Genomic DNA, 21645 nt, shown 5'->3' on the forward strand with positions numbered 1-21645 from the left:
AACGAACGGTGCCCAGCACGTGAATAGTACTTCTCCTGTTCCCGCCAGGGCGCGGAAACCCGCCGGACGGACGGTGAACGCACTCTACGCTTGTGTCATGACCTTGCCGCAGCTCGCGCTGTCTTCGCTCGCCATCGGGCTGGTGATCGGCGTCGGCCTCTCCCTCCTCGTGGTGTGGGCATACCGTGCACGGGCGCGGGTGCAGGAGGAGACGTCGCTGGCGATCCCGGCCGGCATCACCGACGTCCTGCACAGCATGGACGATGCCGCGGCGATCGTCGACACCTCCGGCCTCGTGCTGGCTTCCTCGCAGGCCGCGACGCGTTTCGGCATCGAGGTCGGCTCGACGCTCGACCACCCGGAGCTCCGCCAACTGGTGCGCGGCGTCCGGGAAGCGGGCGGCTCCGTCACCGAGTCGATGCGCATCACACGTGGGGGACTGAGTCTCGACCCCCGTCTGGTCTCGGCCCGTGCCAGCGTGATCGGCACCCGCCTGGTGCTGCTGATCATCCGCGACGTCACCGAGCAGGAACGACTCGACCAGATGCGCCGCGACTTCGTGGCGAACACCAGTCACGAGCTGAAGACCCCCGTGGGCGCCGTGAGCCTTCTCGCCGAGGCCATCGAGTCGGCGGCCGACGATCCCGCGCAGGTGCGCATCTTCGCCGCACGCATCTCCGCCGAGGCCGGAAGACTCGGGCAGCTCACCGGGCGCATCATGAGCCTGTCCCGGCTGCAGGCCGAGGACGGCCTGACGAAGGTCGGTCCCGTCGCGATCGACGAGGTGATCGCCTCCTCGATCGAGGCCCATGTCGTGCAGGCGGATTCCGCCGGCGTCGAGCTCGCCAGAGGCGGGGACCGCGGCGTGTTCGTGCGCGGCGACGCGCAGATCCTGATCGAGGCGGTCGGCAACCTGATCGCCAACGCGATCGTGTACTCGCCCCGCGGCTCCCGCGTCGGAGTCGGCGTGCGGGCGGAGGCGGGCGTGGTCGAGATCGCCGTGTCCGACCAGGGCATCGGTATCGCCGAAGCCGATCGCGAGCGCATCTTCGAACGGTTCTACCGTGCGGATGAAGCCCGCTCCCGGCGCACCGGGGGTACCGGTCTCGGGCTCTCCATCGTCAAGCACGCGACGCAGCGGCACGGCGGAGAGGTGCGGCTGTGGTCCCGTCCGGGCCGGGGCTCCACGTTCACGATCCGTCTTCCCCGGATCGAGGCCCTCGACAACCTCGACGCGGGCAAGAAGAGCAAGAAGAAGCGTGCGCGCAAGGCGGCCAAGGCCGCGTCGTCCGCGCGCGTTCGAAACGGAGAGAGAGCATGACCCGAATCCTTCTCGTCGAAGACGAGCCCGACCTCGCCGACCCGCTCGCGTACCTGCTCCGGCGTGAGGGTTACGAGGTGGAGATCGCCGAGGACGGCCCCGGCGCTCTCGCGGCTTTCCGGGAGCGCGGTGCCGACATCGTGCTGCTCGACCTCATGCTTCCGGGGATGCCGGGCACCGAGGTGTGCCGACAGATCCGGTCCACCTCGGCCGTGCCCATCATCATGCTCACAGCGAAGGACTCCGAGGTGGACATCGTCGTGGGCCTCGAGCTCGGCGCCGACGACTACATCACGAAGCCCTACTCGTCCCGCGAGCTGCTCGCACGCATGCGTGCCGTGCTGCGTCGGGTCGTGCAGGCCGAGGGTGAGCTCGACGAGCGCGTGCTCGACGGCGGGCGGGTCTCGCTCGACATCGACCGGCACACCGTCTCCGTCGCCGGCGCGCAGATCAACATGCCGTTGAAGGAGTTCGAGCTGCTCGAGGTCCTGATGCGCAACTCCGGACGCGTCCTGACCCGCGGACAGCTCATCGACCGGGTCTGGGGGAGTGACTACTTCGGCGACACCAAGACCCTCGACGTGCACATCAAGCGCATCCGCTCGCGCATCGAGGAGAACCCGAGCGAGCCGGTCATGCTCGTCACCGTGCGAGGTCTGGGGTATCGCTTCGAAGGCTGATCCTCAGGCGGAACGGAGAAGAGGCCGGCACCCTGCGGGGGTGCCGGCCTCTTCTCGATGCGGTGACGCGTCAGTTCGCGGGCGCCGGAGCTGCCGTGTCGGTCGGCAGGGGTGTCGGGCGAGGGGTCGACTCCTTCTCGGAGGGGACCAGGTCTGCGTAGTACGGGAGAGTGCCGTCGAGTACGGGCACCTCGGTCTTGACGCCGGTGGAGTCTCCGGACTGGAAGTGCATCTCCACCGTGGCGCCGGGCTTGGTGTCGAGGCCGACGATGCGCAGCGGCTCCTCATCCGCGCCCAGGCTCACCGTGCCCCCTGCGGGGACGGTGACGACGAGCGGATCCAGGCCCTCGACGGTGATCGTCAGGGTCGCCTTCTCCTCGGAGGGGTTCACGATGGCGGCGACGAAGTTTCCGGTCGACCCGTCTTCGGTGGCAACCACGAGGGCGTTGCGCACGTCGATCGGGCCGTCGGCGTCGGACACGTTCACTCCGTCGGACGCGGCGTACTCGGTCTTGGTGGACTGCGGGGTGATGAACGTGCACCCGGTCGCACCGAGCAGAACGAGGGCGCTGAGGGCTGCAGACGCAACAAGGCGCGATTTCACGGGTCCTCCTGAGGTCCGGCGGGGATATCCGCATCCATTCTATGCGTAAGTCGTGAGGGCTCCTGCGGCACCGGAGGCGCGAACCTTAGCGCATGACCCCTGTGGTATCCTTGAGGTTGCCGAAAGGACACGTTTTTATGCTTTTTGAGGTTGGCGAGACCGTCGTCTATCCCCACCATGGCGCTGCGACCATCATCGAGGTCAAAGAGCGCATCATCAAGGGTGAGGCGAAGAAATACCTGAAGCTCAACGTCACCCAGGGCGATCTCATCATTGAGGTCCCCGCGGAGAATGTCGACCTGGTCGGCGTTCGTGACGTCATCGGCAAGGAAGGCCTCGATCATGTTTTCGAGGTGCTGCGAGCACCCTTCACAGAAGAGCCCACGAACTGGTCGCGTCGGTACAAGGCGAACCTCGAGAAGCTCGCCTCCGGCGATGTGATCAAGGTGAGCGAAGTCGTTCGCGACCTGTGGCGTCGTGACCAGGACCGCGGACTCTCCGCGGGTGAGAAGCGGATGCTGGCGAAGGCTCGTCAGATCCTCATCTCCGAGCTGGCGCTCGCCGAGAAGACCGACGAGGACAAGGCGGGCGCACTGCTCGACGAGGTCCTCGCGTCCTGAGCTGTTCCACGACGAAAGGCGGGTGCTTCGGCATCCGCCTTTCGTCGTCTTCGCCGGTAACGTGATGCTGTGACCATCCTCCCCGTCCCGCGTACCGCGATCATCGTCGTCGCCGCCGGCTCAGGCACGCGTCTGGGCGCACGCGCCCCGAAGGCCTTCGTCGGTATCGATGCCCGTCCCATCCTTCGCCATGCGCTCGACGGCGTCTTCGCCGCGGCCCCGGCCCAGGTCATCGTGGTCGCCCCGGAAGGGTGGGAGGGCGACGCCGAGACAGAGCTTCGAGAGGCCGCCGGCGAACGGGCCGACCTCGGGCGTGTGGTCGTGGGCGGTGCGACCAGACAGCAGTCGGTCGCGGCGGGTCTCGCCGCGCTCTGGGGTGACGTCGAGACGGTGCTGGTGCACGATGCGGCGCGCGCTCTCACCCCTCCGACGCAGATCGATGCGGTCGCCGCGTCGGTGACGGCAGATGTCGGCGTGATCCCGGCGCTGCCCGTCGTCGACACCCTCAAGAAGGTCGTGGACGGTGTCGTCGTCGCCGCCGTCGACCGTTCCGAACTCGCCGCGGCGCAGACGCCGCAGGGGTTCCCGAGGACGCTGCTCGAGTCCGCGTACGCCGCGGCACGCGACGGTGGCACCGAGTACACCGACGATGCGGCGCTGTTCGCTGCGGCGGGTCATCCCGTGCGCTACATCGGGGGCTCCGAGCGGGCTTTCAAGATCACCACGCCGGCCGACCTCGAGCGTGCCCGGCATCTGCTCGGCACGAGAGCCGCGGCATCCGGCATCCCCCGCGTGGGCATCGGGACGGATGTCCACGCTTTCGGCGGCGAAGGGAACCTGTGGCTCGCCGGGCTCGAATGGGAGGGGGAGCAGCCGCTGTCCGGTCATTCGGACGGAGACGCCGTCGCTCACGCGATGGTCGACGCGCTCCTCGGGGCCGCGGGTCTCGGCGACATCGGGGAGCACTTCGGCACCTCGCACCCCGAGTACGCCGGCGCGCACGCCGACGTCTTCCTCGCCCGCACCCGCGAGCTCCTTGCTGGAGCCGGATTCGACATCGGCAACGTCTCGGTGCAGTTCCAGGGCAATCGGCCGCGTTTCAGCCCTCGACGGGCAGAGGCCGAGGGCGTTCTGTCCGCTGTCCTCGGTGCCCCGGTGACGGTGACCGCGACGACGACGGACGGGCTCGGATTCCCCGGGCGGGGCGAGGGCATCGCGGTGACGGCCATCGCGTCGGTGATCCCCACCGGTCCCAGAGAAGGCTGACGATCAGGGGAGGAGGCCTCCCGGTCGGTCGCCGAACGTCATATCGGACGGCGAATAACGCTGCGGGGGCTGGCGCTCAGCGGTCGCCGAGTAGGCTTGAGCGGTGACAGTCCGCCTCTACGACACCCGCGCGCAGCAGCTGCGCGACTTCGTGCCTCTCGATCCCGAGAACATCACGATGTACGTGTGTGGACCCACGGTGCAGTCGGGGCCCCACATCGGGCACGTCCGGGCCGCTCTGAGCTTCGATCTGCTGCGCCGCTGGCTGGAGTACCGCCACGGTCGGGTCACGTTCGTGCGCAACGTCACCGACATCGACGACAAGGTGCTCGCCAACGCGACGGACTCCGAGCCGTGGTGGGCATTGGCGTACCGGATGGAGCAGGAGTTCACCGCGGCGTATGCGGGTGTCGGCATCCTGCCGCCGACCTACGAGCCTCGGGCCACGGCGTCCGTGCCGCAGATGCAGGAACTCATCGCGGTGCTGATCGAACGCGGCCACGCCTACCCGGCGCCCGACAGCTCCGGCGACGTGTACTTCGACGTGCGCTCCTGGGCGGAGTACGGATCGCTCACCCATCAGTCCCTCGACGCCATGGAGGCCGCAGAGGATGCGGACCCTCGGGGCAAGCGCAACCCGCAGGACTTCGCGCTCTGGAAGGGCAGCAAGCCCGAAGAGCCGGCCGATGCGACCTGGGCGTCGCCGTGGGGATCCGGGCGGCCCGGATGGCACATCGAATGCTCCGCGATGTCGAAGCGCTATCTCGGCGCCGAGTTCGACATCCATGGGGGAGGGCTCGACCTGCGCTTCCCGCACCACGAGAACGAGCTCGCGCAGTCGACGGCAGCAGGTGACGGCTTCGCGCGCTACTGGGTGCACAACGGGCTCGTGACCGTCGACGGCCAGAAGATGTCGAAGTCGTTGGGGAACTTCACGTTGGCGGCCGATGTGCTGGCCGCGCACGATCCACTGGTGGTGCGGTACGCACTCGCCGCCGCCCACTACCGGTCGAGCCTCGACCTCGGCGACTCGTCGTGGGCCGAGGCCGAGGCGGCTCTCAACCGGATCGGCACGTTCCAGCAACGTGCCGCACGTGTTGCCGGAGGGGGCATCGGGTTCCTCCTGTCGCAGAGCCTCCCCGCCGCGTTCGCAGAGGCGATGGATGATGACCTCGGCGTGCCCCAGGCGCTCGCGGTGCTGCACGAGACGGTGCGTGCGGGAAACGCAGCGCTGGACGCGGGGGAGGACACCGCCGCGCTCGACGCGCTGCGTGCCGTGCTGGCGATGACTTCCGTCCTCGGCCTCACACGGACAACCGGGGCGAAGGCCGACGCCTCGCAATCCGCTCTGGACGCCCTCGTCCAGACGATGATCACCCAGCGCGCTCAGGCACGCGCTGACAAGGACTGGGCGGCGGCGGATCGCATCCGAGATGCGATCGCCGCCGCAGGAATCACGCTGGAGGACACTCCGGCCGGAACTCATTGGAGTATCGATGGCTAAGCCAGGGCGCCCCGGCGCGAGCAAGGGAAACAAGAAGGGCCCGACCAAGGGCACCGGCGGACTCGGGCGCAAGGCGCTCGAGGGGCGGGGACCGACGCCGAAGGCAGAGGACCGCGCCTGGCACCCGGCGGGCAAGCGCAAGGCCGCAGCCGAGCGCTACGCGGCCGCCACGGGCGGCAAGGGACGCCCCGGCGGCAGTCGGCCGGGCTCCGGTGGCGGGGGGAACCGTGCGCCGAAGGCCAAGGCGGGCGACGACACCGAGAATGTCACGGGTCGCAACTCGGTCCTCGAGGCACTGCGGGCGAAGATTCCGGCGACGGCGTTCTACATCGCGCAGCGCGTCGAGATGGACGACCGCGTGAAGGAGATGCTCTCGATCGCCACGCATCGGGGCATCCCCGTGATGGAGGTCACGCGTCCGGAGCTCGACCGTATGGCCGGGTTCGACGGCGTGCACCAGGGTGTCGCGATCAAGGTGCCGCCGTACGAGTACGCGCACCCGCAGGATCTGCTCGAGCAGGTCATCGACCGCGGAGAGGTCCCCCTGTTCGTCGCCCTCGACGGCATCACCGACCCCCGCAACCTGGGCGCCATCATCCGTTCCACCGCGGCGTTCGGCGGGCAGGGCGTCATCCTTCCCCAGCGTCGCTCGGCCGGCGTCAACTCGGCGGCTTGGAAGACCAGCGCCGGAGCCGTCGCCCGAACCCCCGTGGCGCTGGCGACCAACCTCACCACGCAGCTCAAGGAGTTCAAGAAGCAGGGCGTGTTCGTGCTCGGTCTCGACGGTGACGGCGACGTGTCGCTCCCCGAGCTGCAGCTCGCCGATCGTCCCGTCGTGATCGTGGTCGGCTCGGAGGGCAAGGGACTGTCGCGCCTGGTGTCCGAGACCTGTGACCAGATCGTCTCGATTCCGATCTCCGCGGCCACCGAGTCGCTGAACGCCGGTATCGCGACATCCGTCGCCCTGTACCAGGTCGCGTCGCTCCGCGCCGCGAAGAAGAACTAGACGTCCGAGGGAAGGCTGACCATGGCTCGCATCATCGTGATCGGAGGGACCGGGTACGCCGGTCGCCACATCGTCACGGAGGCGGTGAGTCGTGGCCACGCCGTCATCGCGATCTCGCGTTCGGAACCGACCGATCCGGTGGCCGGAGCCGCCTACCTGCAGGGCTCCGCGCTCGACCTGGCGCCCCTCGCGGACGCGTTCGTCGGTGCGGATGCCGTGGTGTCGGCGCTCTCTCCACGCGGCGACATGGAAGACCGTGCGCTCGAGGCGCTGTCGAACGTCGTCGAGCAGATCGCCGGTACGGCGACCCGTCTCGGCGTGGTCGGCGGTGCCGGAGGAAGCCTGGTGGCGCCCGGAGGCCCGCGTCTGTTCGATCAGGACTTCCCCGAGGAGTACAAGCACGAGGCGCAGGTCGGGATCGACTCGCTCGCGCTCCTCGAGGCGACCGACGCGGGACTGGACTGGTTCTTCATCCATCCGGCTGAGGTGTTCGGTCCTTGGGCGGAGGGCGAGCGTACCGGCCGCTATCGCGACGGGGGCGATGTGATCGTCCGCGATGCCGAAGGCAAGTCGTACATCTCCGGGGCCGATTTCGCCGTCGCCGTGGTCGACGAGATCGAGCAGGGCAACCACCACCGCGAGCGTTTCACCGTCGGCTACTGACCCCCACGCTCCGCCCACTCTCTCCCCCCCCCACGCCCGCCGGGCCGCGTCGAGATCACGTGAGCTCGCCGAGCGCACGGCTTGCTGGCGTCAACAGGCGGTGCACTCGAAGACAACCCGTGCACTCGACTACCCCCGCACTCGCCGACAACCCGTGCGCGGGGAGCGGAGGGGCGGTCAGACCAGGTCGCGCCAGTCGACGTCCTCATCCTCGTCGGCCACCGGGGTCACGCCGGTGATGACCGGAAGGCTCATCGTCTCGGTGGGCGGCCCCATGATGGTGGCTTCGTCGCGCCGGTGGCGCAGCACCTCGTTGATGTAGCTGGTGAGCACCTCGGCGAGTGGGATCGAGCGTCCTTCCGCCTGAGACAGGTACCAGCGGTGTTCAAGCACCTGGTGGAACACCTCAGCCGGCTCGAGCTTGGCGCGCAGCTCGTAGGGGATCGCGCGAACGACGGGCTCGAACACGCGGGTGAGCCACTCGTGCGCGTACATCTCTTCGTCCGCCCATTGCTTGGTCGAGCGCGCGCGGAACTCGTCGAGGTCGTTGAGCAGCCGTCGTGCCTGGTTCTCCTCCACGTCGAGCCCCGTGAGACGGATGAGGCGCCGCTGATGATGCCCGGCGTCCACGACCTTCGGCTGGATCTCGACGACGGTGCCGTCCGCGGTGGTCGACATCGACATCTCATCGATGTCGAATCCGAGGGCGTTGAGCCGTTCCACGCGCTCGGTGATGCGCCACGTCTCGGCGGCGGAGAAGGACTCCTGTGCGGTGAGCTCGGCCCAGAGCGAGCGGTAGGACGACACGATGCCGTCGGCGATCGCGACCGCATCCACCCCGTGCTCGAGGCGTCCGCCGGCGGCGAGGTCCATGATCTCGCCGGCGATGTTCGTTCGAGCGAGGTCGAGGTCGTAGGCGCGCTGCCCATCGGTCAGACCCTCCTCATGGAGCTCTCCGGTCTCCGCGTCGACGAGATAGGCGGCGAAGGCCCCGGCATCACGACGGAAGAGGGTGTTCGACAGGGAGACGTCGCCCCAGTAGAAGCCCACGTTGTGGAGGCGCACGAGCAGCAGCGCGAGCGCGTCGACCAGACGGTTGGCGGTGTCCGGGCGCAGGACGCGCGTGAACAGCGCACGGTACGGCATCGAGAAGCGCAGGTGCGAGGTGACCAGTGCCGCGGGGAGGGGATCGCCATGGGCATCGGTGCGCCCCGCGATCACAGCGACCCGGTCGACGCACGGTACGTCGAGCCGGGCGAGGTTGCCCAGCATGTCGTACTCGCGCTGTGCCATCTCGGCAGTGGTCTCCTTGACGGCGACGACGCGACCCGAGAGGTCGGCGAACCGGACGAGGTGGCGGGAGAGCCCCTTGGGGAGCGAGACGATGTGCTCGGACGGCCACTTGGCGAGCGTGGTGGACCAGGGGAGGGCGAGCAGTCCCGGATCGACCTTGCTGGCGGTGATCCGCAGCGAATCCTGCATGATGCTCCTGGTGGCGTACGAAGAGGAAAAAGAGACGCGGCGCAGGCGACCGAGGTCAGCCTGCGCCGCGTCTGTGGATCCGATCAGGCGGAGACGACCGGCTTGTCGTTCAGACGGTCACCCGACTCGATGTCGAACGCGTGCACGTGGCCGGCCGAGGCGGCGAGCGTGACGGTCTCGCCGGCGTTCGGGTGGTTGCGACCGTCGACGCGAGCGACGAGGTCGGCGCGCTTGCCGTTGATCTCGGTGTGACCGTAGAGGTAGCCGTCGGCGCCGAGCTCTTCGACGAGGTCGACCGTGACCGAGAGGCCCTTGCCGTCGGCGGGGCCGACGACGATGTCCTCCGGACGCACGCCGACCGTCACCTGCGAACCGTTGGCGCGACCGACGGTGTCGCGGTCGAGCGGGACGACCTCGGTGCCGAAGCGGATGCCGCCCTCGGCGAGGTCGGCCGAGAACAGGTTCATCGCGGGCGAGCCGATGAAGCCGGCGACGAAGACGTTGTTCGGCTTCTCGTACAGGTCGCGGGGCGAGCCGACCTGCTGGAGCAGACCGTCCTTGAGGACCGCGATGCGGTCGCCCATGGTCAGCGCCTCGGTCTGGTCGTGGGTGACGTAGACCGTGGTGACGCCGAGACGACGCTGCAGCGATGCGATCTGGGTACGGGTCTGGACGCGGAGCTTGGCGTCGAGGTTCGACAGCGGCTCGTCCATGAGGAACACCTGCGGCTGACGCACGATCGCACGGCCCATGGCGACACGCTGACGCTGACCACCGGAGAGGGCCTTCGGCTTGCGGGTCAGGTAGGGCTCGAGGTCGAGGAGCTTCGCGGCCTCGAGCACGCGTGCGGCGCGCTCTTCCTTGCCGACGCCGGCGATCTTGAGCGCGAAGCCCATGTTCTCGGCGACGGTCATGTGCGGGTACAGGGCGTAGTTCTGGAAGACCATCGCGATGTCGCGGTCCTTCGGCGGGACGTCGGTCACGTCGCGGTCGCCGATGAGGATGCGGCCAGCGTTGACCTCTTCGAGGCCGGCGAGCATGCGCAGAGATGTGGACTTACCGCAACCGGAAGGACCGACGAGGACGAGGAACTCTCCGTCACCGACCTCGAGGTTCAGCTTGTCGACGGCCGGACGGGTTCCACCGGGGTACAGGCGGGTGGCTTCGTCGAAAGTCACAGATGCCATTGTGTTTCTCCTTCACCGGCAGGTACGTGCCGGACGATCCGTAGTGATGAAGCGGTGGGGTGAGCCACCGTGACCCGTCTTTGGGTCGAGATCAGTATGACATGAACGGCTGTACCTGGGTATTTCTCAGCCTCACTGGTTAGCATCGATCTCGGCCGCGCCCAGCGGCGATCGTCGCTCAGCGGCGGTCGGGGCCAACCCGGACCCCCGCAGACTCACAAGAGGAACGATGTCGAGCGACGAAACGCCGAACGTCCCCACACCTCGCAATTCTCGCGAGGCCGTGCGGGAGAAGGCTCAGAAAGTGCACGCCCAGCAGTCGAGGGCGCGCCTCATGCGACGGATCATCATCGGCGCCGTCGCCGTCGTCGCGGTGGGGGCGATCGGCACCGCCGTGACCCTTGCGGTGTCCGCTCAGGTGTCGAAGCCGAAGCTCACCCCGACGGGGATGGAGTCGGATGGCGTCGTCGTCACCGACATCACCGCCGTTGCCGGATCCGATGAGGTCCCCGCGACGCCCTCGGCAGAGCCGACCGATGCGGGCGCTTCGACTGAGCCGACCCCCAGCGCGACCTCCTCCGACAAGGTCGACATCCACGTCTACGTCGACTACCTCTCGCCGGACGCCGGAAAGTTCGAGCGGGCAAATGCGCGTCAGCTCGCCGGTTGGATCGAGGAGGGGGCGGTCACCGTCAGCTACCACCCGGTCGCCTTGCTCACCGCGAGCTCGAACGGCACCAAGTACTCGTTGCGTTCCGCCGCGGCCGCCGCGTGCGTCGCCACGCACTCGCCTGCGCAGTTCTACGCCTTCAATCACGACCTGCTCGACGACCAGCCCGAGGTCGGCAGTGACGGGATGTCAGACGAGGACCTGGCGAATCTGGCAGCCGCCGTCGGCACCGACAACACCAAGGCCGTCCGGTCGTGCATCGAGAACGGTGACTTCGTCGGTTGGGCGAAGGAGGCGACCACGCGCGCGCTCGACGGACCGCTCGCCGGATCGAAAGACCTGATGCTCAACACCGCGCCCATGATCGTCGCGAACGGCGAGGCGTACGTCGGTGCGTTCGACGACCCGGCCGAGTTCTCGCAGTTCGTGCTGAGCGTCGCGAGCGATGCCTCCCGTGAGACGCCGTCTCCGACGCCCACGTCGACCACCACGCCCGCCCCGTAGTTCGAACCGGGGTCGATGCCATCGCTAAGCTGATGGATGGCATCCGCCGACTTGGCGCAATTGGTAGCGCACCGTACTTGTAATACGGGGGTTACGGGTTCGAGTCCCGTAGTCGGCTCAAGAAATACCAGTTCAAAACAAAGAAAATCGCCCCGGCTCCTTCGTGGAGTCGGGGCGATTCGTTGTTTATCCATGGTTTTCAGGTGAACAGCTTGGACAGAACAAGTCCGGCCGCGGGGCCGCGGTGCACCTCGCCGGCGTAGTGCAGGCGCGTGGTGCGCTCGTCCTCGTGGCCGAGTTGCTCCTTCGCTGCCTGAATGCCGAGCTCGTCACGCATCACCGTCGCGACGGTCTTCCGGAAGCTCTTCGGCGTCGTGCCCTTCCAAGGCGTATCGCGCAGCGCCTCGCGCCAGGAGGTGCGGTAGTTGTTCGGGTGGCGGAATGTGCCGACGCTCGATGCGAACACGAACGCCGAGTACGACGCGACGCGACGGCGCAGCAGCATGTCGACGACATGGTCGGGCAGCTCCAGCTCGCGATAGCCGGCATCCGACTTCGTGAACTCCTGCACGAAGAACTTGCCATCGCGGTCCTGCGCGATCGTACGGCGGACCGTGACGCGCTTCGCATCGAGGCCGAGCTGATCCCACTGCAGCGGGCCATCAGGACGGCGGTGCAAGTCATCGTCGGCGCCGCAGCCGTCCTCGCGACGATCGTGATCGTCGCGCCACAGATCATCGACGCCGTCGCCGACGTCGTGCCCGGCCCCACCATCGCCTGGGCGACCGCCGCGATCGCGGCCCTCGCCGCGGTCAGCGCTGCAATCGTGCGCGTGATGGCGATCCCCGCTGTCGACGAGTGGCTGCGCAAGTTCGGTGCAGGCTCCGCGCCGGCCGGCGCAGTCGCGTACCGCGGCCAAGACGGCAACTCCACTGGCCTAACCCGCCGGCAGCGGCGCGCGATGCACGACGGCACCGACGATAAGGCGCACCTCCGCTCCGCGATCTCTGACCACAACGATCGCCTCGGGCTCTAAATGAGAGACCCCACCTGGCTTCGGCCGGGTGGGGTCTCTGTGGTTCGAGGACGGTCGGTTACTGGCCTAGGTACCAGCTCTTCCACTGATTGAAGGATCCTTGCGTGAGGAACGCCGCGTTTCCGTGTTGGCCGGCGAGCTGGTTCGCCAGGGCCTGGTCAGTGGTCTCGAGCCAAGCCGCGTTGCCGACTCCGTCACCAGCGAGCGCGAAGGTGGTGACGCCGTTGACGGTCGTGTAGTACAGAGAAGCCATGTTGTTGTTCCTTCGATGGATGTCAAAATCGGGGTTGTCTTCGGGTGTGGGAGTTGTCCCGGTGTAGCTGCCGTTGTACTCCCAATGCCAGTTCTCGATCCGGCTGAAATACCGGCCGGTCCATGACCAGCCGAACGCGAGCGCGTTGGCTTGGAGCCATCGGTGACCAGCGCTCGCGGAGCTGCTGTACACCTCGCCTCCGAAGTCGGCTGCGATCGCCCAACCATGGTTCGAGGTGCCGGGGTATACGGCGAGGTTGCCGCCATTCAGGTAGTCGTTCCATGCTCGCCATTGACCGGCGAGATCGCGATAGCCGTCGTTGAGGATCAGCGTCCTTCCCAATGCGCCCCGATAGGCTGCGCGAAGGGCAACCATTGCGACAGCAGCATCGTTTCGGAAGCGATGGCCGTCGACCGAGGTGAGCTGGTCTAAAGGGATCTGGCCGTTGGCGTACCCTCCCCACGCGGAGGCGGGCTCGGGGTCGAGGACGGACGCCCCGACGAAAGCCGTCGCGGCGACGCCGCCAGCTGCGAGGAGAAGCGAGCGTCGAGTAATCGTTCGACCGCCTCCCTCTAGTTCCGAAGGATTCCTGAAATCGCGTATCAGTGGTGGACTCACGGGTACAACGTATTGAACCTCATGACGAAAGCGCTGTCCCCTCTTTGGCCTACAGACACGTCAGGACTGACCTCGATAGGTTGAGAGACCCCCACCTTGCTTCGGCCGGGTGGGGGTCTTCTGTCGTTTCAGGCCGTGCGCACGGACAGCAGCTGCCAGCCCTCGGGGACCAACGCGATGAGCGCGTCCATGTTCTCCGCTTCGATCTCCCGGAGGCCGTCGCGTCGCTGGAACTTTTCCTCAACGGAGCGCATCGATCGGCTTTCTCCATCGTCGCCATGGCCGACACCAGGTCCCATCCGGCGGGTGCCTGAGCGGTGAGCTACGCGCGCACGTCGGCGAGATCTTCACCCTTGAGCGTCACAGAGTGGGCTTCGACAGGGCGGATGAGTCCGATGAGCATCAGACCAGCCTAGGAGAGTTCGTCATCGGCGAGGGCCACGGCGTTACTCCACACCCAGCATCGGAATGTCTTCTCCTCCGCACGGAACTCGACGCCAGCGGCGAGGCGCGTAGAGCGCACGACCTTCGCATCGACGCGCACCGCTTCGGGGCCGAATCGCACCCACGCCCGCACCCGGCGTTGGAGCGCGTGAGGGTAGATCGTGAGCGGGTGATCGCGGAGCGGGAGCTCGCGGTCGCTGAGCGACTGGAGTGGGTCGTGCTTCGCGGCCTCGAGGATCGATCGTGCCTGCGACTGCATGTCCCGGTACGCGGAGAGCGTCGCCCCAGGGTTCCCCATAGCCGGTGAATCCTTCCTCCGGCCGAGAGGGTTCGATTCTACGTCGCAACCTCCGACGTCGGAGAGGAGGCAGATCCATGGTAGTCGTGGTTTTGGATCTGTACATGCGTGTACATGGTTGTACCGATCCCGCGAAAGCCTGCGGCCGGTGCACGCAAGTACACCTATGAACAGGGGATCTTTCAAACGGGGGTTACGGGTTCGAGTCCCGTAGTCGGCTCCACACACGAAGGCCCGCATCCCATGGAAACAGTCGGGATGCGGGCCTTTGTCCTGTCTAGGCGAGGAGCATCTCGACACTCCACCCGGCGGCAATCAATCCGCCGATGATCCACTTTTTCTTCGCGGGCATCTTCGCCTTCGCGCTGGGTTCCGCCTCGGTCGGCGTTGCGGCCTCACCGGGAACATCTGCCGCCGTCGGGAGTGCATCGCTGGTCACGTTGGCAGGGGCGGGCTCCGGCTCGAGCCAGTGCATACCGTCCCAGTAGCGCAGCTCGTTGTCGGCGTGCGGTGCCGGGTACCAACCGGCGGCGGGCGTGGCGTCTGACATGAGGGTTCCTCTCGGCTGCGATCGGCCACCCAGAAGACTCACAGGCCGAATGATCCGAATGCTGTCGGCAGTTCGGACATTCAGCGGAGGAATCAGGTCGGATAGCGCGGAAGGAGAGCAGATGAGACCGATGAACATCAGGCCAGCCCAGGACAGCCCCTCACGGCTCGAGTGCACTTGATCGCAAAAAGATCCCCGCCTAGCTTGGCGGGGATCTTCTGTCGTTTCAGCGTGTCACGCTGTTGACGCTGCGTACCTACTCGGGGGCGCCGATGTAGCGCGAGAGGTAGATGAAGGTGTCCCACGTCACGCCGGGCACTGTGGACAGCTCAGGAAGCGCCATCACATCGGTCGCACCGGCGTTGCGAAGGAAAGCGATCTGATCACGGAAGAGGTTGTACTCCTGCGGTGTCCCGAAGTTCGTCTTTCCTCCAGGCCGGAGGTGCACGACGATTCCGTTCGGGGCCTTGACGATTGCTTCCACGTTGTTCTCCGTTGCTGATGTCTCGGGGGTCGGCTTGTAGACGCCTGTGTACTCCCAGTGCCAGGCTTCGTCTGGTTTCTGCCCACCGGGCTCTGCCCAGTTCGGATGGATCCACCCCCACTGGGGGGCGTTCGATTTCATCCAGAGGTAGATCGGATTGGTCCATCCATCGATAGGGATACCAATGTCGATGGCGACAGCCCAGCCGTGGTTCGATTGCCCTGGTATTGCAGCGTTCTCGCAATGGCCCCGGGCGCACCAGTCTTGGCGGGCTTTGACTTGGTTGGGGAGGTCTCTGTAGGCATCTGACAGTGGCAGGTCGCGTCCGAACTGTTTCCGAAACGAGGCGTTCAGAGCAACGAGCGCTGCTACTGCGTCGGACCGCAGGTAGAGAGACGGCTTCCATGGGATAGGGGTGAGCGCATCCAGTGGGATCTCACCATTCCGATATGGCCCCCAGTCGGCACGGGCAGAAGTCGCCTGCCCCACGACTGGGCCCGCGGCAGCCACAAGGGCTGCGATGGCAGCTGCGGATAGGAAGATCCGTCGTGATACGGGTGGACGGCTAGCGGGCGGTGGTGCTGTGCCGGGGTTATCGGCTGCAATGATTCCCGGCGGCGGCGCCTCGAGGGTGTTGTGCATGGAACCAAACCTAGGGTTCACCGTCCGGCCCGCGCTGTCCCCTTTTCGGCCTACAGACGCGCGAGCTCAGACGTCGATATGTTGAGAGACCCCCACCCGGCTTCGGCCGGGTGGGGGTCTTTCGTCGTCCCTAGGGGGTCAGGACGTGGGGGCGCCGATGTAGCCGGCGAGGAACGAGAACGTGTCCCACGCGACGCCGGGAACCTTCGACAGCTCAGCGAGCGCCATGACGTCGGTCGCGCCGAGCGAGCGTCGCCCCAGGGTTCCCCATCGCCGGTGATTCCTTCCTCCGGCCAAGAGGTCTCGATTCTATGTCGGGGCATCTGACGTCTGGATAGAGAGCTGTCTGTACACGTGCGCGAGAAGCGCGGCGTGCCCACCACGTTCTGCGCGCGGAAACGGATCAGCTGCAGAATCCGGTTGCCGGCAGCGTGTCCGTGACGGTGATGCCTCGAACGAACGGCTCGGCTTCGGGGACCTCGAACACGATCCAGCGCGTTCCGGCGACGACGACGTAGTCGGGCGTCTCCGTCGCCGTATCGAACGTCCCGGTCGGTTCCGCGGCGGTCAGCTCGTCCAGCGTCGATCCCAACCCGATACCGCTCTTGGTGAGAGGCGAAGTCGCCACACAGCCCGACAGGGCCAGCTCGCCCGGAACGCGGATGCTGACGCCGCTCACACCGGCTTCACCGGGGTGGCTGATCACTCCGAAGCCGACCGGCGTCGATTCCGAGGCCTCGAAGTATTCCAGGCCTTCGCATCGGTCGGTCAGAGTGAACATGGGACTCAATGCGTCGGCTATCGATTCCGCGCCGAGGTCGGCCTGGCCGATTCCGCCCGCGCTGATGAGCCAGGTCGAGGTGTCCGCCACATAGAATCTCGGGCTCGAGGTCGGGCTCGGACTCGAGGCCGCCGACGGGGCCGGGCTCTTCGTGACTGTCGACGACGGCCTGGACTCGGATTCAGGCGACGAGCACGCGACGAGGGTGATCGACATGCCCGCGATCAGCGTGATCCCGAGCAGGTGAGGAAGTGTGCGCATGTGCAGAACAAAGGAGGTCGTGCAGCGCGACGAACGGTGGTTACGCTCGTGCCGGCCGATCTCGTGCTCGATCACGCCCCGACGGGATCGCGGGTGGAGGGTCGTAGGCTGGTCTGATGCTCCACGGACTGATCCGCCCGCTCGAAGCCCACAGCGTCACCCTCAAAGGCGAAGATCTCGCCGAGGTCCGTGCACAGCTCACCGCCCAGGCGCCTGCGGGATGGGACCTGGTGTCGGCCATGGCGACGATGGAGAAGGCCGGATCGATGCGATCCGTCGAGGGCAAGTTCCTGCGTCGCGACGGCATCCGCGAGATCGAGGGTGACGACATGGCCGCGCTCGAGTCCCAGGTGCCGGAAGGATGGCAGCTGCTCTCCGTGTGGCGGGCGAGCTGACGCGCGTCCGCACGTCGCTCATTCGGAGAGTTCAGTCCAGGTGAGGTGAGTCCGCGTCGCCGGTCGGCGGCGCTTCGACCACTTCCTCGATGAGGCTGATCCCGCCCGTGGAGCTCGCCGACTGCATGAGGTCCTGAATCCATTTCGGGTTGAGCTGAGGGGCCTCTGGCTCGTCGAAGGTGAAGCGCAGCGGGATCGATGGGTGCAGCCAGATGGTCGAACGGCCGGGGGCGTCGCCGTCGGGGTGCCGCCACGACAGCGTGAAGCTCTCATTGCGTCGCAATTTCGTGGCGATGACCACTTTGAGATGTGCGAGTGCGCGGTCCTCGATGTGGATCTCGTCACCGCTGCCGTACTGGATCGTTCCCATGAGTGAACGATAGCCGTGACTTCGACCTCGTCGCGTCTCCGGTGACGGCTGGGTGCGAGAAGTACATTCCGGAGTATCGCGCTACGAGGTGATATGTTACTAAGCGTTGAGTTTCCTGGTGGATTCAACGAGATCACGCCGGGTCGATGACGGCGCAGGTGGCCGACTCCCCGCCGCGGCCACCTGCGCTTTGCCTCATGCGTCGCGCGATCGAGAAGCGCCAGGGGAGGGGGAGGCGATGGGCAGCTCGTCCGAACTCCCGACGGTCACACGGGCGGCATACGCGCGCGAGAAACGACTGCTGCAGATCGAACTCCTCAAACTCCAGGCGCACATCACGCGCTCGTCGGGACGGGTCCTCATCTTGTTCGAGGGGCGGGATGCGGCGGGCGCGGGCGGTGCGATCGCACGCTTCATGGAGCACCTGAACCCCCGCGGCGCTCGTGTCGTCGCGCTCGACAAACCCAGTGATGTCGAGCGGACGCAGTGGTATTTCCAGCGCTACGTCGCGCATCTGCCGTCGGGCGGTGAGATCGTGCTGATGGATCGCTCCTGGTACAACCGAGCGGGCGTCGAACGCGTGATGGGGTACTGCTCGTCGGCGGAGTACGAGGAGTTCATCCAGACCGCGCCGGAGTTCGAGCGCATGCTCGTCGGTTCGGGCATCCGCCTCATCAAGCTGTGGTTCTCGATCGGCGAGGCGGAACAACGGCGCCGGTTCACCCGTCGCGGCGAGGATCCGCTCAAGCAGTGGAAGCTCAGCCCCACCGACCTCACGAGCGTCGACAGATGGGAGGACTACACCGAGGCAGCGGCGGCCATGTTCTTCCACACGGACACCCCGGCCCTCCCGTGGGTCGTCATCTCGTCGAACGACAAGAGGCGCGCGCGGCTGGAAGCGATGAGATGTGTTCTCGCACGGTTCGACTATCCGGGCAAGGACCCGATGGTCGCCCACGCTCCGGATCCGCGGATCGTGGGCCGCCCCTCGCAGATCCACGACGCGGGGGGAGGCATCGCCACCGTGACGTTCATGGAGCGCAACACGGCGTCGTCCGGGAATGCGGGAGGCGGGATCACCGGTTGCTCTCATCATGACCCGCATCGGTACCAGTGATCTTGACGTCCTTCCGCTCTCGCTCGGCGGCAACGTGTTCGGCTGGACAGCCGACCGCGACACGTCCTTCGCCGTCCTCGACACCTTCGTGGACGGAGGCGGAGACTTCATCGACACCGCCGACTCGTACAGCGCCTGGGTGCCGGGAAACGAAGGAGGAGAGAGTGAGACGATCGTCGGCGAGTGGTTGGCCTCGCGCAAACCTGCGGGTGTGGTCGTCGCGACCAAGGTCAGTCAGCACCCGCAGTTCCGCGGCCTCTCCGCCGCGAATGTCCGCAAGGCCGCCGAGGCCTCGCTGAAGCGCCTGGGCATCGATGAGATCGACCTGTACTACGCGCATTTCGATGACGAGACCGTTCCGCTGGAGGAGACCGTCAGCGCATTCGGGCGACTGGTCGAAGACGGCCTGGTCCGGCACATCGCCGTGTCGAACTACTCCGCCGAGCGTATCCGCGAGTGGGTCGAGATCGCCCGTCACCTCGGAGTCGCGCTGCCGGTCGCGGTGCAGCCGCACTACAACCTCGTGCACCGCAACGAGGTCGAGGACACGATCATCCCGGTCGCCGAGGAGTTCGACCTCGGACTCATCCCGTACTACTCCCTGGCCAGTGGCTTCCTCACCGGCAAGTACCGCTCGACGGACGCCGCGGGTCAGACTTCGCCCCGGGCGCAGGGCGCCGCGAAATACGCCACCGAAGCGGGCCTGCGGATCATCGACGCGCTCGAGGAGATCGGCGATGTGCACGGCGTTTCGATCGCCGCGACCTCGCTCGCGTGGCTTCGCGCGCAACCGACCGTGGTCGCACCGATCGCGAGCGCGCGAACCGTGGAACAGGTTCCCGACCTGCTCGCCGGGGCGCGTCTGGAGCTCTCGGACGATGAGGTGCAGCGGCTCGACCGCGTCTCGGAATGGGCGCCGTCGCGAGCCTGATGAGATCGGGCTAGTCGCCGACGAGCCCGAGCCGATGCGCCAGGATGACCGCGTGGATCCTGTCCCGCGCGCTGAGCTTCGCCAGCACACGACCGACGTGGGTCTTGACCGTGGACTCGCCGACGTACAGACTCTGAGCGATCTCTGCGTTGGTGAGTCCGCGGCCGATCGCGAGGAAGACGTCCCGCTCACGTTCCGTGAGCGATTCGAGAGCAGCGCTCTCCTCTGCGGCCGGAGTCGCGGGCGCTCCGCCGAGCCGAGGCGTCACGTGCTCCAGCAGCGCTCTCGTCACACGCGGGGACAGCACCGCATCCCCGCGGTGGACGGCGCGCACCGCGGAGATCATCTCGTGGCGCTGGGCATCCTTCAACAGGAATCCGCTCGCGCCCGCGCGAATGGCTCCGAACGCGTATTCGTCGAGATCGAAGGTGGTCAGAACGAGCACCTTGGTCTGCGGACGTTCTCGGACGATGGCCTCGGTGGCGGCGATGCCGTCCAGCTCCGGCATCCGGATGTCCATCAGCACCAGGTCGGGAGCGAGCAGCGCGCTCTGCGTGATCGCCGCTTTCCCGTCGCCGGCTTCGCCGATGACGACGATGTCCTCCTCAGACTCCAGCACCATGCGGAAGCCGAGACGGATCAGCTCCTGGTCATCCACCAGCAGCACTCTGATCGCCTGCGTCATGCGTCGTCCTCCATCGTCTGTCGCGGTGCGGCGGGCCTGCTTCCCGATGTGGGAAGCACCGCCCGCAGAATCCATCGTCCTCCATCCGCAGGTGCGGATCGCACCGTCCCATGCACATGGGCGGCACGCTCAGAGAGCCCGCGCACACCGAATCCGTCTGAGCCGATCTCACCCGAGACGCCGTCGTTGACGATCTCGATCACGACCGTGTCGGCCGTGTACTCCAGCCGCACGGTGATGCTCTTCGCGGTCGGGGCGTGGCGCATGGCGTTGGTCACGCCCTCCTGCACGATCCTGCCGATCGCATGCGCGACGGCGGGGGAGACATCGGCCTGCCCGATGACGGTGAGCGTCGCCGGGTAGCCCGCGCGCTGAGCCGTCTCCACGGTGTCACGCGCGGGTACGGGTTGCATCGGCGCCAGGGGCAGCGGCGATTCGTCGTCGCGCAGCACACCGAGCATCGAACGCATCTCGGTGAGAGCGCCTCTGGCGGTGTCCGCGACGGATACCGCAGCCCTCCGGGCCTGTTCTCGATCGGGGGTGGCGGCCGCCCCTTCGGACAGTGCGACGATCACGGTGAGGGAGTGGGAGACGATATCGTGCATCTCCCGTGCGATGCGGGCGCGTTCCGATGCGGCGGCGAGTTGCGCCTGCTGATCGCGCTCGATCAGGAGTTGACGGGATCGGTCGATGATGGCGAGGAGATAGCGCTTGCGGCCGCCCACATTGACCCCGACGAGCGTGCCGATGAGCCCGAGCGCGACGTAGCCGAGGGCGGTATCGATGCCGACCTGGAGCAGGGTCGTGCCGGTCAGCATGAGGATCGTGGTGAGTCCGAGGAACCAAGCGGCACCGATCCCGTAACAGATCCAGGCCAGACGCGCCGATCTGTAGACCGCCACGCCGTAGCAGGCGACGAGCAGGAGGACGATGCCTCCGGACATGCCTGTGAACAGTCCGACGGTCCCCAGGATCACCGCAGCGACGAAGGGACCCAGGGGTGCCCGTCGACGCCAGAGGAGAGTGCTGCATCCGATCGCGACCATCACCAACGTCGCGATGTTGATGGCGATGTATGTGCCCTCCGGGAGCGAGGTGTTGGGGTACGGCGCGGCGGGGGCGAGGGACAGGAACAGGCAGATCAGCGCGAGCAGGATGTCGGCGAACAGCGGATGGCGGGCCCAGAACCGTCGGAACAGGCCCGGGGCGCGCGGAAGCCGCAGCTCCTCGTCCTCGCGGACCGAGTCGCTGCGGCTTCGCGTTCTGCTCACAG

At 67.0% G+C, this 21645-nt stretch carries 26 protein-coding genes and 2 tRNA genes; 14 read left to right on the forward strand and 14 right to left on the reverse strand.

Annotated features, from left to right (window positions below; genetic code table 11):
- Positions 1-97 precede the first annotated feature (97 nt).
- Positions 98-1321: an ATP-binding protein gene (locus GLO27_RS16265; protein WP_167255732.1), complete on the forward strand. Its 1224-nt coding sequence runs from the start codon at positions 98-100 to the stop codon at positions 1319-1321.
- Complete coding sequence (locus GLO27_RS16270; protein WP_021199091.1) at positions 1318-2001, forward strand: response regulator transcription factor; 684 nt, start codon at positions 1318-1320, stop codon at positions 1999-2001. The genes GLO27_RS16265 and GLO27_RS16270 overlap by 4 nt, the downstream gene beginning before the upstream one ends.
- 70 nt (positions 2002-2071) lie before the next feature.
- Here GLO27_RS16270 and GLO27_RS16275 read toward each other — a convergent pair whose 3' ends face one another.
- Positions 2072-2605, reverse strand: coding sequence for a hypothetical protein (locus GLO27_RS16275; RefSeq protein WP_021199090.1), 534 nt, complete (start codon positions 2603-2605; stop codon positions 2072-2074).
- Between the two features lie 137 nt (positions 2606-2742).
- On the opposite strand from GLO27_RS16275, the gene GLO27_RS16280 reads away from it, so the two are divergent.
- The 5 genes from GLO27_RS16280 to GLO27_RS16300 all read left to right on the forward strand — a co-directional run bounded on the left by GLO27_RS16280 (position 2743) and on the right by GLO27_RS16300 (position 7664).
- Complete coding sequence (locus tag GLO27_RS16280) at positions 2743-3225, forward strand: CarD family transcriptional regulator (RefSeq protein WP_017201416.1); 483 nt, start codon at positions 2743-2745, stop codon at positions 3223-3225.
- 69 nt (positions 3226-3294) lie between these two features.
- Complete coding sequence (locus GLO27_RS16285; RefSeq protein WP_021199089.1) at positions 3295-4491, forward strand: bifunctional 2-C-methyl-D-erythritol 4-phosphate cytidylyltransferase/2-C-methyl-D-erythritol 2,4-cyclodiphosphate synthase; 1197 nt, start codon at positions 3295-3297, stop codon at positions 4489-4491.
- Between the two features lie 103 nt (positions 4492-4594).
- Positions 4595-5995 (forward strand): cysteine--tRNA ligase, encoded by a 1401-nt coding sequence (gene cysS / locus GLO27_RS16290; RefSeq protein WP_021199088.1) that lies wholly within the window; start codon positions 4595-4597, stop codon positions 5993-5995.
- On the forward strand, positions 5988-7001 hold the full coding sequence (gene rlmB / locus GLO27_RS16295) for a 23S rRNA (guanosine(2251)-2'-O)-methyltransferase RlmB (protein WP_021199087.1): 1014 nt from the start codon (positions 5988-5990) through the stop codon (positions 6999-7001). The genes cysS and rlmB overlap by 8 nt, the downstream gene beginning before the upstream one ends.
- 21 nt (positions 7002-7022) lie before the next feature.
- On the forward strand, positions 7023-7664 hold the full coding sequence (locus GLO27_RS16300; RefSeq protein WP_021199086.1) for an NAD(P)H-binding protein: 642 nt from the start codon (positions 7023-7025) through the stop codon (positions 7662-7664).
- Positions 7665-7841: 177 nt separating this feature from the next.
- Here GLO27_RS16300 and GLO27_RS16305 read toward each other — a convergent pair whose 3' ends face one another.
- Positions 7842-9146 (reverse strand): DUF4032 domain-containing protein, encoded by a 1305-nt coding sequence (locus tag GLO27_RS16305; RefSeq protein ID WP_029258683.1) that lies wholly within the window; start codon positions 9144-9146, stop codon positions 7842-7844.
- An 83-nt stretch (positions 9147-9229) separates the two neighbouring features.
- Positions 9230-10333 carry a sn-glycerol-3-phosphate ABC transporter ATP-binding protein UgpC gene (gene ugpC / locus GLO27_RS16310; RefSeq protein WP_021199080.1) on the reverse strand — a complete coding sequence of 368 codons (1104 nt, stop codon included), beginning with the start codon at positions 10331-10333 and terminating at the stop codon, positions 9230-9232.
- Between the two features lie 229 nt (positions 10334-10562).
- On the opposite strand from ugpC, the gene GLO27_RS16315 reads away from it, so the two are divergent.
- Together GLO27_RS16315 and GLO27_RS16320 are read left to right on the forward strand one after the other, a co-directional pair.
- Positions 10563-11507, forward strand: coding sequence for a thioredoxin domain-containing protein (locus tag GLO27_RS16315; RefSeq protein WP_167255734.1), 945 nt, complete (start codon positions 10563-10565; stop codon positions 11505-11507).
- 45 nt (positions 11508-11552) lie between these two features.
- Positions 11553-11625, forward strand: a tRNA-Thr gene (locus GLO27_RS16320).
- 81 nt (positions 11626-11706) lie between these two features.
- Here the strand turns inward: GLO27_RS16320 and GLO27_RS16325 are convergent.
- Positions 11707-12186 carry a tyrosine-type recombinase/integrase gene (locus GLO27_RS16325; protein ID WP_167255736.1) on the reverse strand — a complete coding sequence of 160 codons (480 nt, stop codon included), beginning with the start codon at positions 12184-12186 and terminating at the stop codon, positions 11707-11709.
- Here GLO27_RS16325 and GLO27_RS16330 point away from each other — a divergent pair.
- Positions 12181-12543: a hypothetical protein gene (locus tag GLO27_RS16330; RefSeq protein WP_167255739.1), complete on the forward strand. Its 363-nt coding sequence runs from the start codon at positions 12181-12183 to the stop codon at positions 12541-12543. The two genes, GLO27_RS16325 and GLO27_RS16330, sit on opposite strands and share 6 nt — an antisense overlap.
- A gap of 58 nt (positions 12544-12601) precedes the next feature.
- Here the strand turns inward: GLO27_RS16330 and GLO27_RS16335 are convergent, their stop codons facing one another.
- The 3 genes from GLO27_RS16335 to GLO27_RS16345 form a co-directional block, all read right to left on the reverse strand.
- Complete coding sequence (locus tag GLO27_RS16335) at positions 12602-13414, reverse strand: M15 family metallopeptidase (protein WP_152525867.1); 813 nt, start codon at positions 13412-13414, stop codon at positions 12602-12604.
- 128 nt (positions 13415-13542) lie between these two features.
- Positions 13543-13668 (reverse strand): hypothetical protein, encoded by a 126-nt coding sequence (locus GLO27_RS20135; protein ID WP_279588005.1) that lies wholly within the window; start codon positions 13666-13668, stop codon positions 13543-13545.
- A 158-nt stretch (positions 13669-13826) separates the two neighbouring features.
- Positions 13827-14156 (reverse strand): hypothetical protein, encoded by a 330-nt coding sequence (locus GLO27_RS16345; protein ID WP_243844845.1) that lies wholly within the window; start codon positions 14154-14156, stop codon positions 13827-13829.
- 144 nt (positions 14157-14300) lie between these two features.
- Here GLO27_RS16345 and GLO27_RS16350 point away from each other — a divergent pair.
- Positions 14301-14379 (forward strand) — tRNA-OTHER (locus GLO27_RS16350).
- 54 nt (positions 14380-14433) lie between these two features.
- Here GLO27_RS16350 and GLO27_RS19900 read toward each other — a convergent pair.
- The 4 genes from GLO27_RS19900 to GLO27_RS16370 all read right to left on the reverse strand — a co-directional run bounded on the left by GLO27_RS19900 (position 14434) and on the right by GLO27_RS16370 (position 16874).
- The gene (locus tag GLO27_RS19900; RefSeq protein ID WP_243844846.1) at positions 14434-14706 is read right to left on the reverse strand and encodes a DUF2510 domain-containing protein; all 273 of its coding nucleotides are present in this window, start codon (positions 14704-14706) and stop codon (positions 14434-14436) included.
- A 256-nt stretch (positions 14707-14962) separates the two neighbouring features.
- Positions 14963-15832 (reverse strand): M15 family metallopeptidase, encoded by an 870-nt coding sequence (locus GLO27_RS16360; protein ID WP_167255741.1) that lies wholly within the window; start codon positions 15830-15832, stop codon positions 14963-14965.
- 138 nt (positions 15833-15970) lie between these two features.
- Positions 15971-16129 carry a hypothetical protein gene (locus GLO27_RS16365; RefSeq protein WP_167255743.1) on the reverse strand — a complete coding sequence of 53 codons (159 nt, stop codon included), beginning with the start codon at positions 16127-16129 and terminating at the stop codon, positions 15971-15973.
- Between the two features lie 106 nt (positions 16130-16235).
- Positions 16236-16874 carry a hypothetical protein gene (locus GLO27_RS16370; protein WP_167255745.1) on the reverse strand — a complete coding sequence of 213 codons (639 nt, stop codon included), beginning with the start codon at positions 16872-16874 and terminating at the stop codon, positions 16236-16238.
- A gap of 116 nt (positions 16875-16990) precedes the next feature.
- Here GLO27_RS16370 and GLO27_RS16375 point away from each other — a divergent pair, with 116 nt between their 5' ends.
- Positions 16991-17269, forward strand: a complete 279-nt coding sequence (locus GLO27_RS16375; RefSeq protein ID WP_021199068.1) for a hypothetical protein — start codon at positions 16991-16993, stop codon at positions 17267-17269.
- A 31-nt stretch (positions 17270-17300) separates the two neighbouring features.
- On the opposite strand, the gene GLO27_RS16380 is transcribed toward GLO27_RS16375, so the two are convergent.
- Positions 17301-17639: a hypothetical protein gene (locus tag GLO27_RS16380; protein ID WP_029267214.1), complete on the reverse strand. Its 339-nt coding sequence runs from the start codon at positions 17637-17639 to the stop codon at positions 17301-17303.
- Between the two features lie 238 nt (positions 17640-17877).
- Between GLO27_RS16380 and ppk2 the strand changes: the two genes are divergently transcribed.
- Positions 17878-18756 carry a polyphosphate kinase 2 gene (gene ppk2, locus GLO27_RS16385; RefSeq protein ID WP_167255747.1) on the forward strand — a complete coding sequence of 293 codons (879 nt, stop codon included), beginning with the start codon at positions 17878-17880 and terminating at the stop codon, positions 18754-18756.
- Positions 18734-19687 carry an aldo/keto reductase gene (locus GLO27_RS16390; RefSeq protein ID WP_021199065.1) on the forward strand — a complete coding sequence of 318 codons (954 nt, stop codon included), beginning with the start codon at positions 18734-18736 and terminating at the stop codon, positions 19685-19687. Before ppk2 ends, GLO27_RS16390 begins: the two co-directional genes overlap by 23 nt.
- A gap of 10 nt (positions 19688-19697) precedes the next feature.
- Here the strand turns inward: GLO27_RS16390 and GLO27_RS16395 are convergent, their stop codons facing one another.
- Positions 19698-20372 carry a response regulator transcription factor gene (locus GLO27_RS16395; RefSeq protein WP_021199064.1) on the reverse strand — a complete coding sequence of 225 codons (675 nt, stop codon included), beginning with the start codon at positions 20370-20372 and terminating at the stop codon, positions 19698-19700.
- The gene (locus tag GLO27_RS16400) at positions 20369-21643 is read right to left on the reverse strand and encodes a histidine kinase (RefSeq protein WP_021199063.1); all 1275 of its coding nucleotides are present in this window, start codon (positions 21641-21643) and stop codon (positions 20369-20371) included. The genes GLO27_RS16395 and GLO27_RS16400 overlap by 4 nt, the downstream gene beginning before the upstream one ends.
- Positions 21644-21645 lie beyond the last annotated feature (2 nt).

Source organism: Microbacterium sp. Be9 (assembly GCF_011754135.1).
Lineage (GTDB): Bacteria > Actinomycetota > Actinomycetes > Actinomycetales > Microbacteriaceae > Microbacterium > Microbacterium maritypicum_A.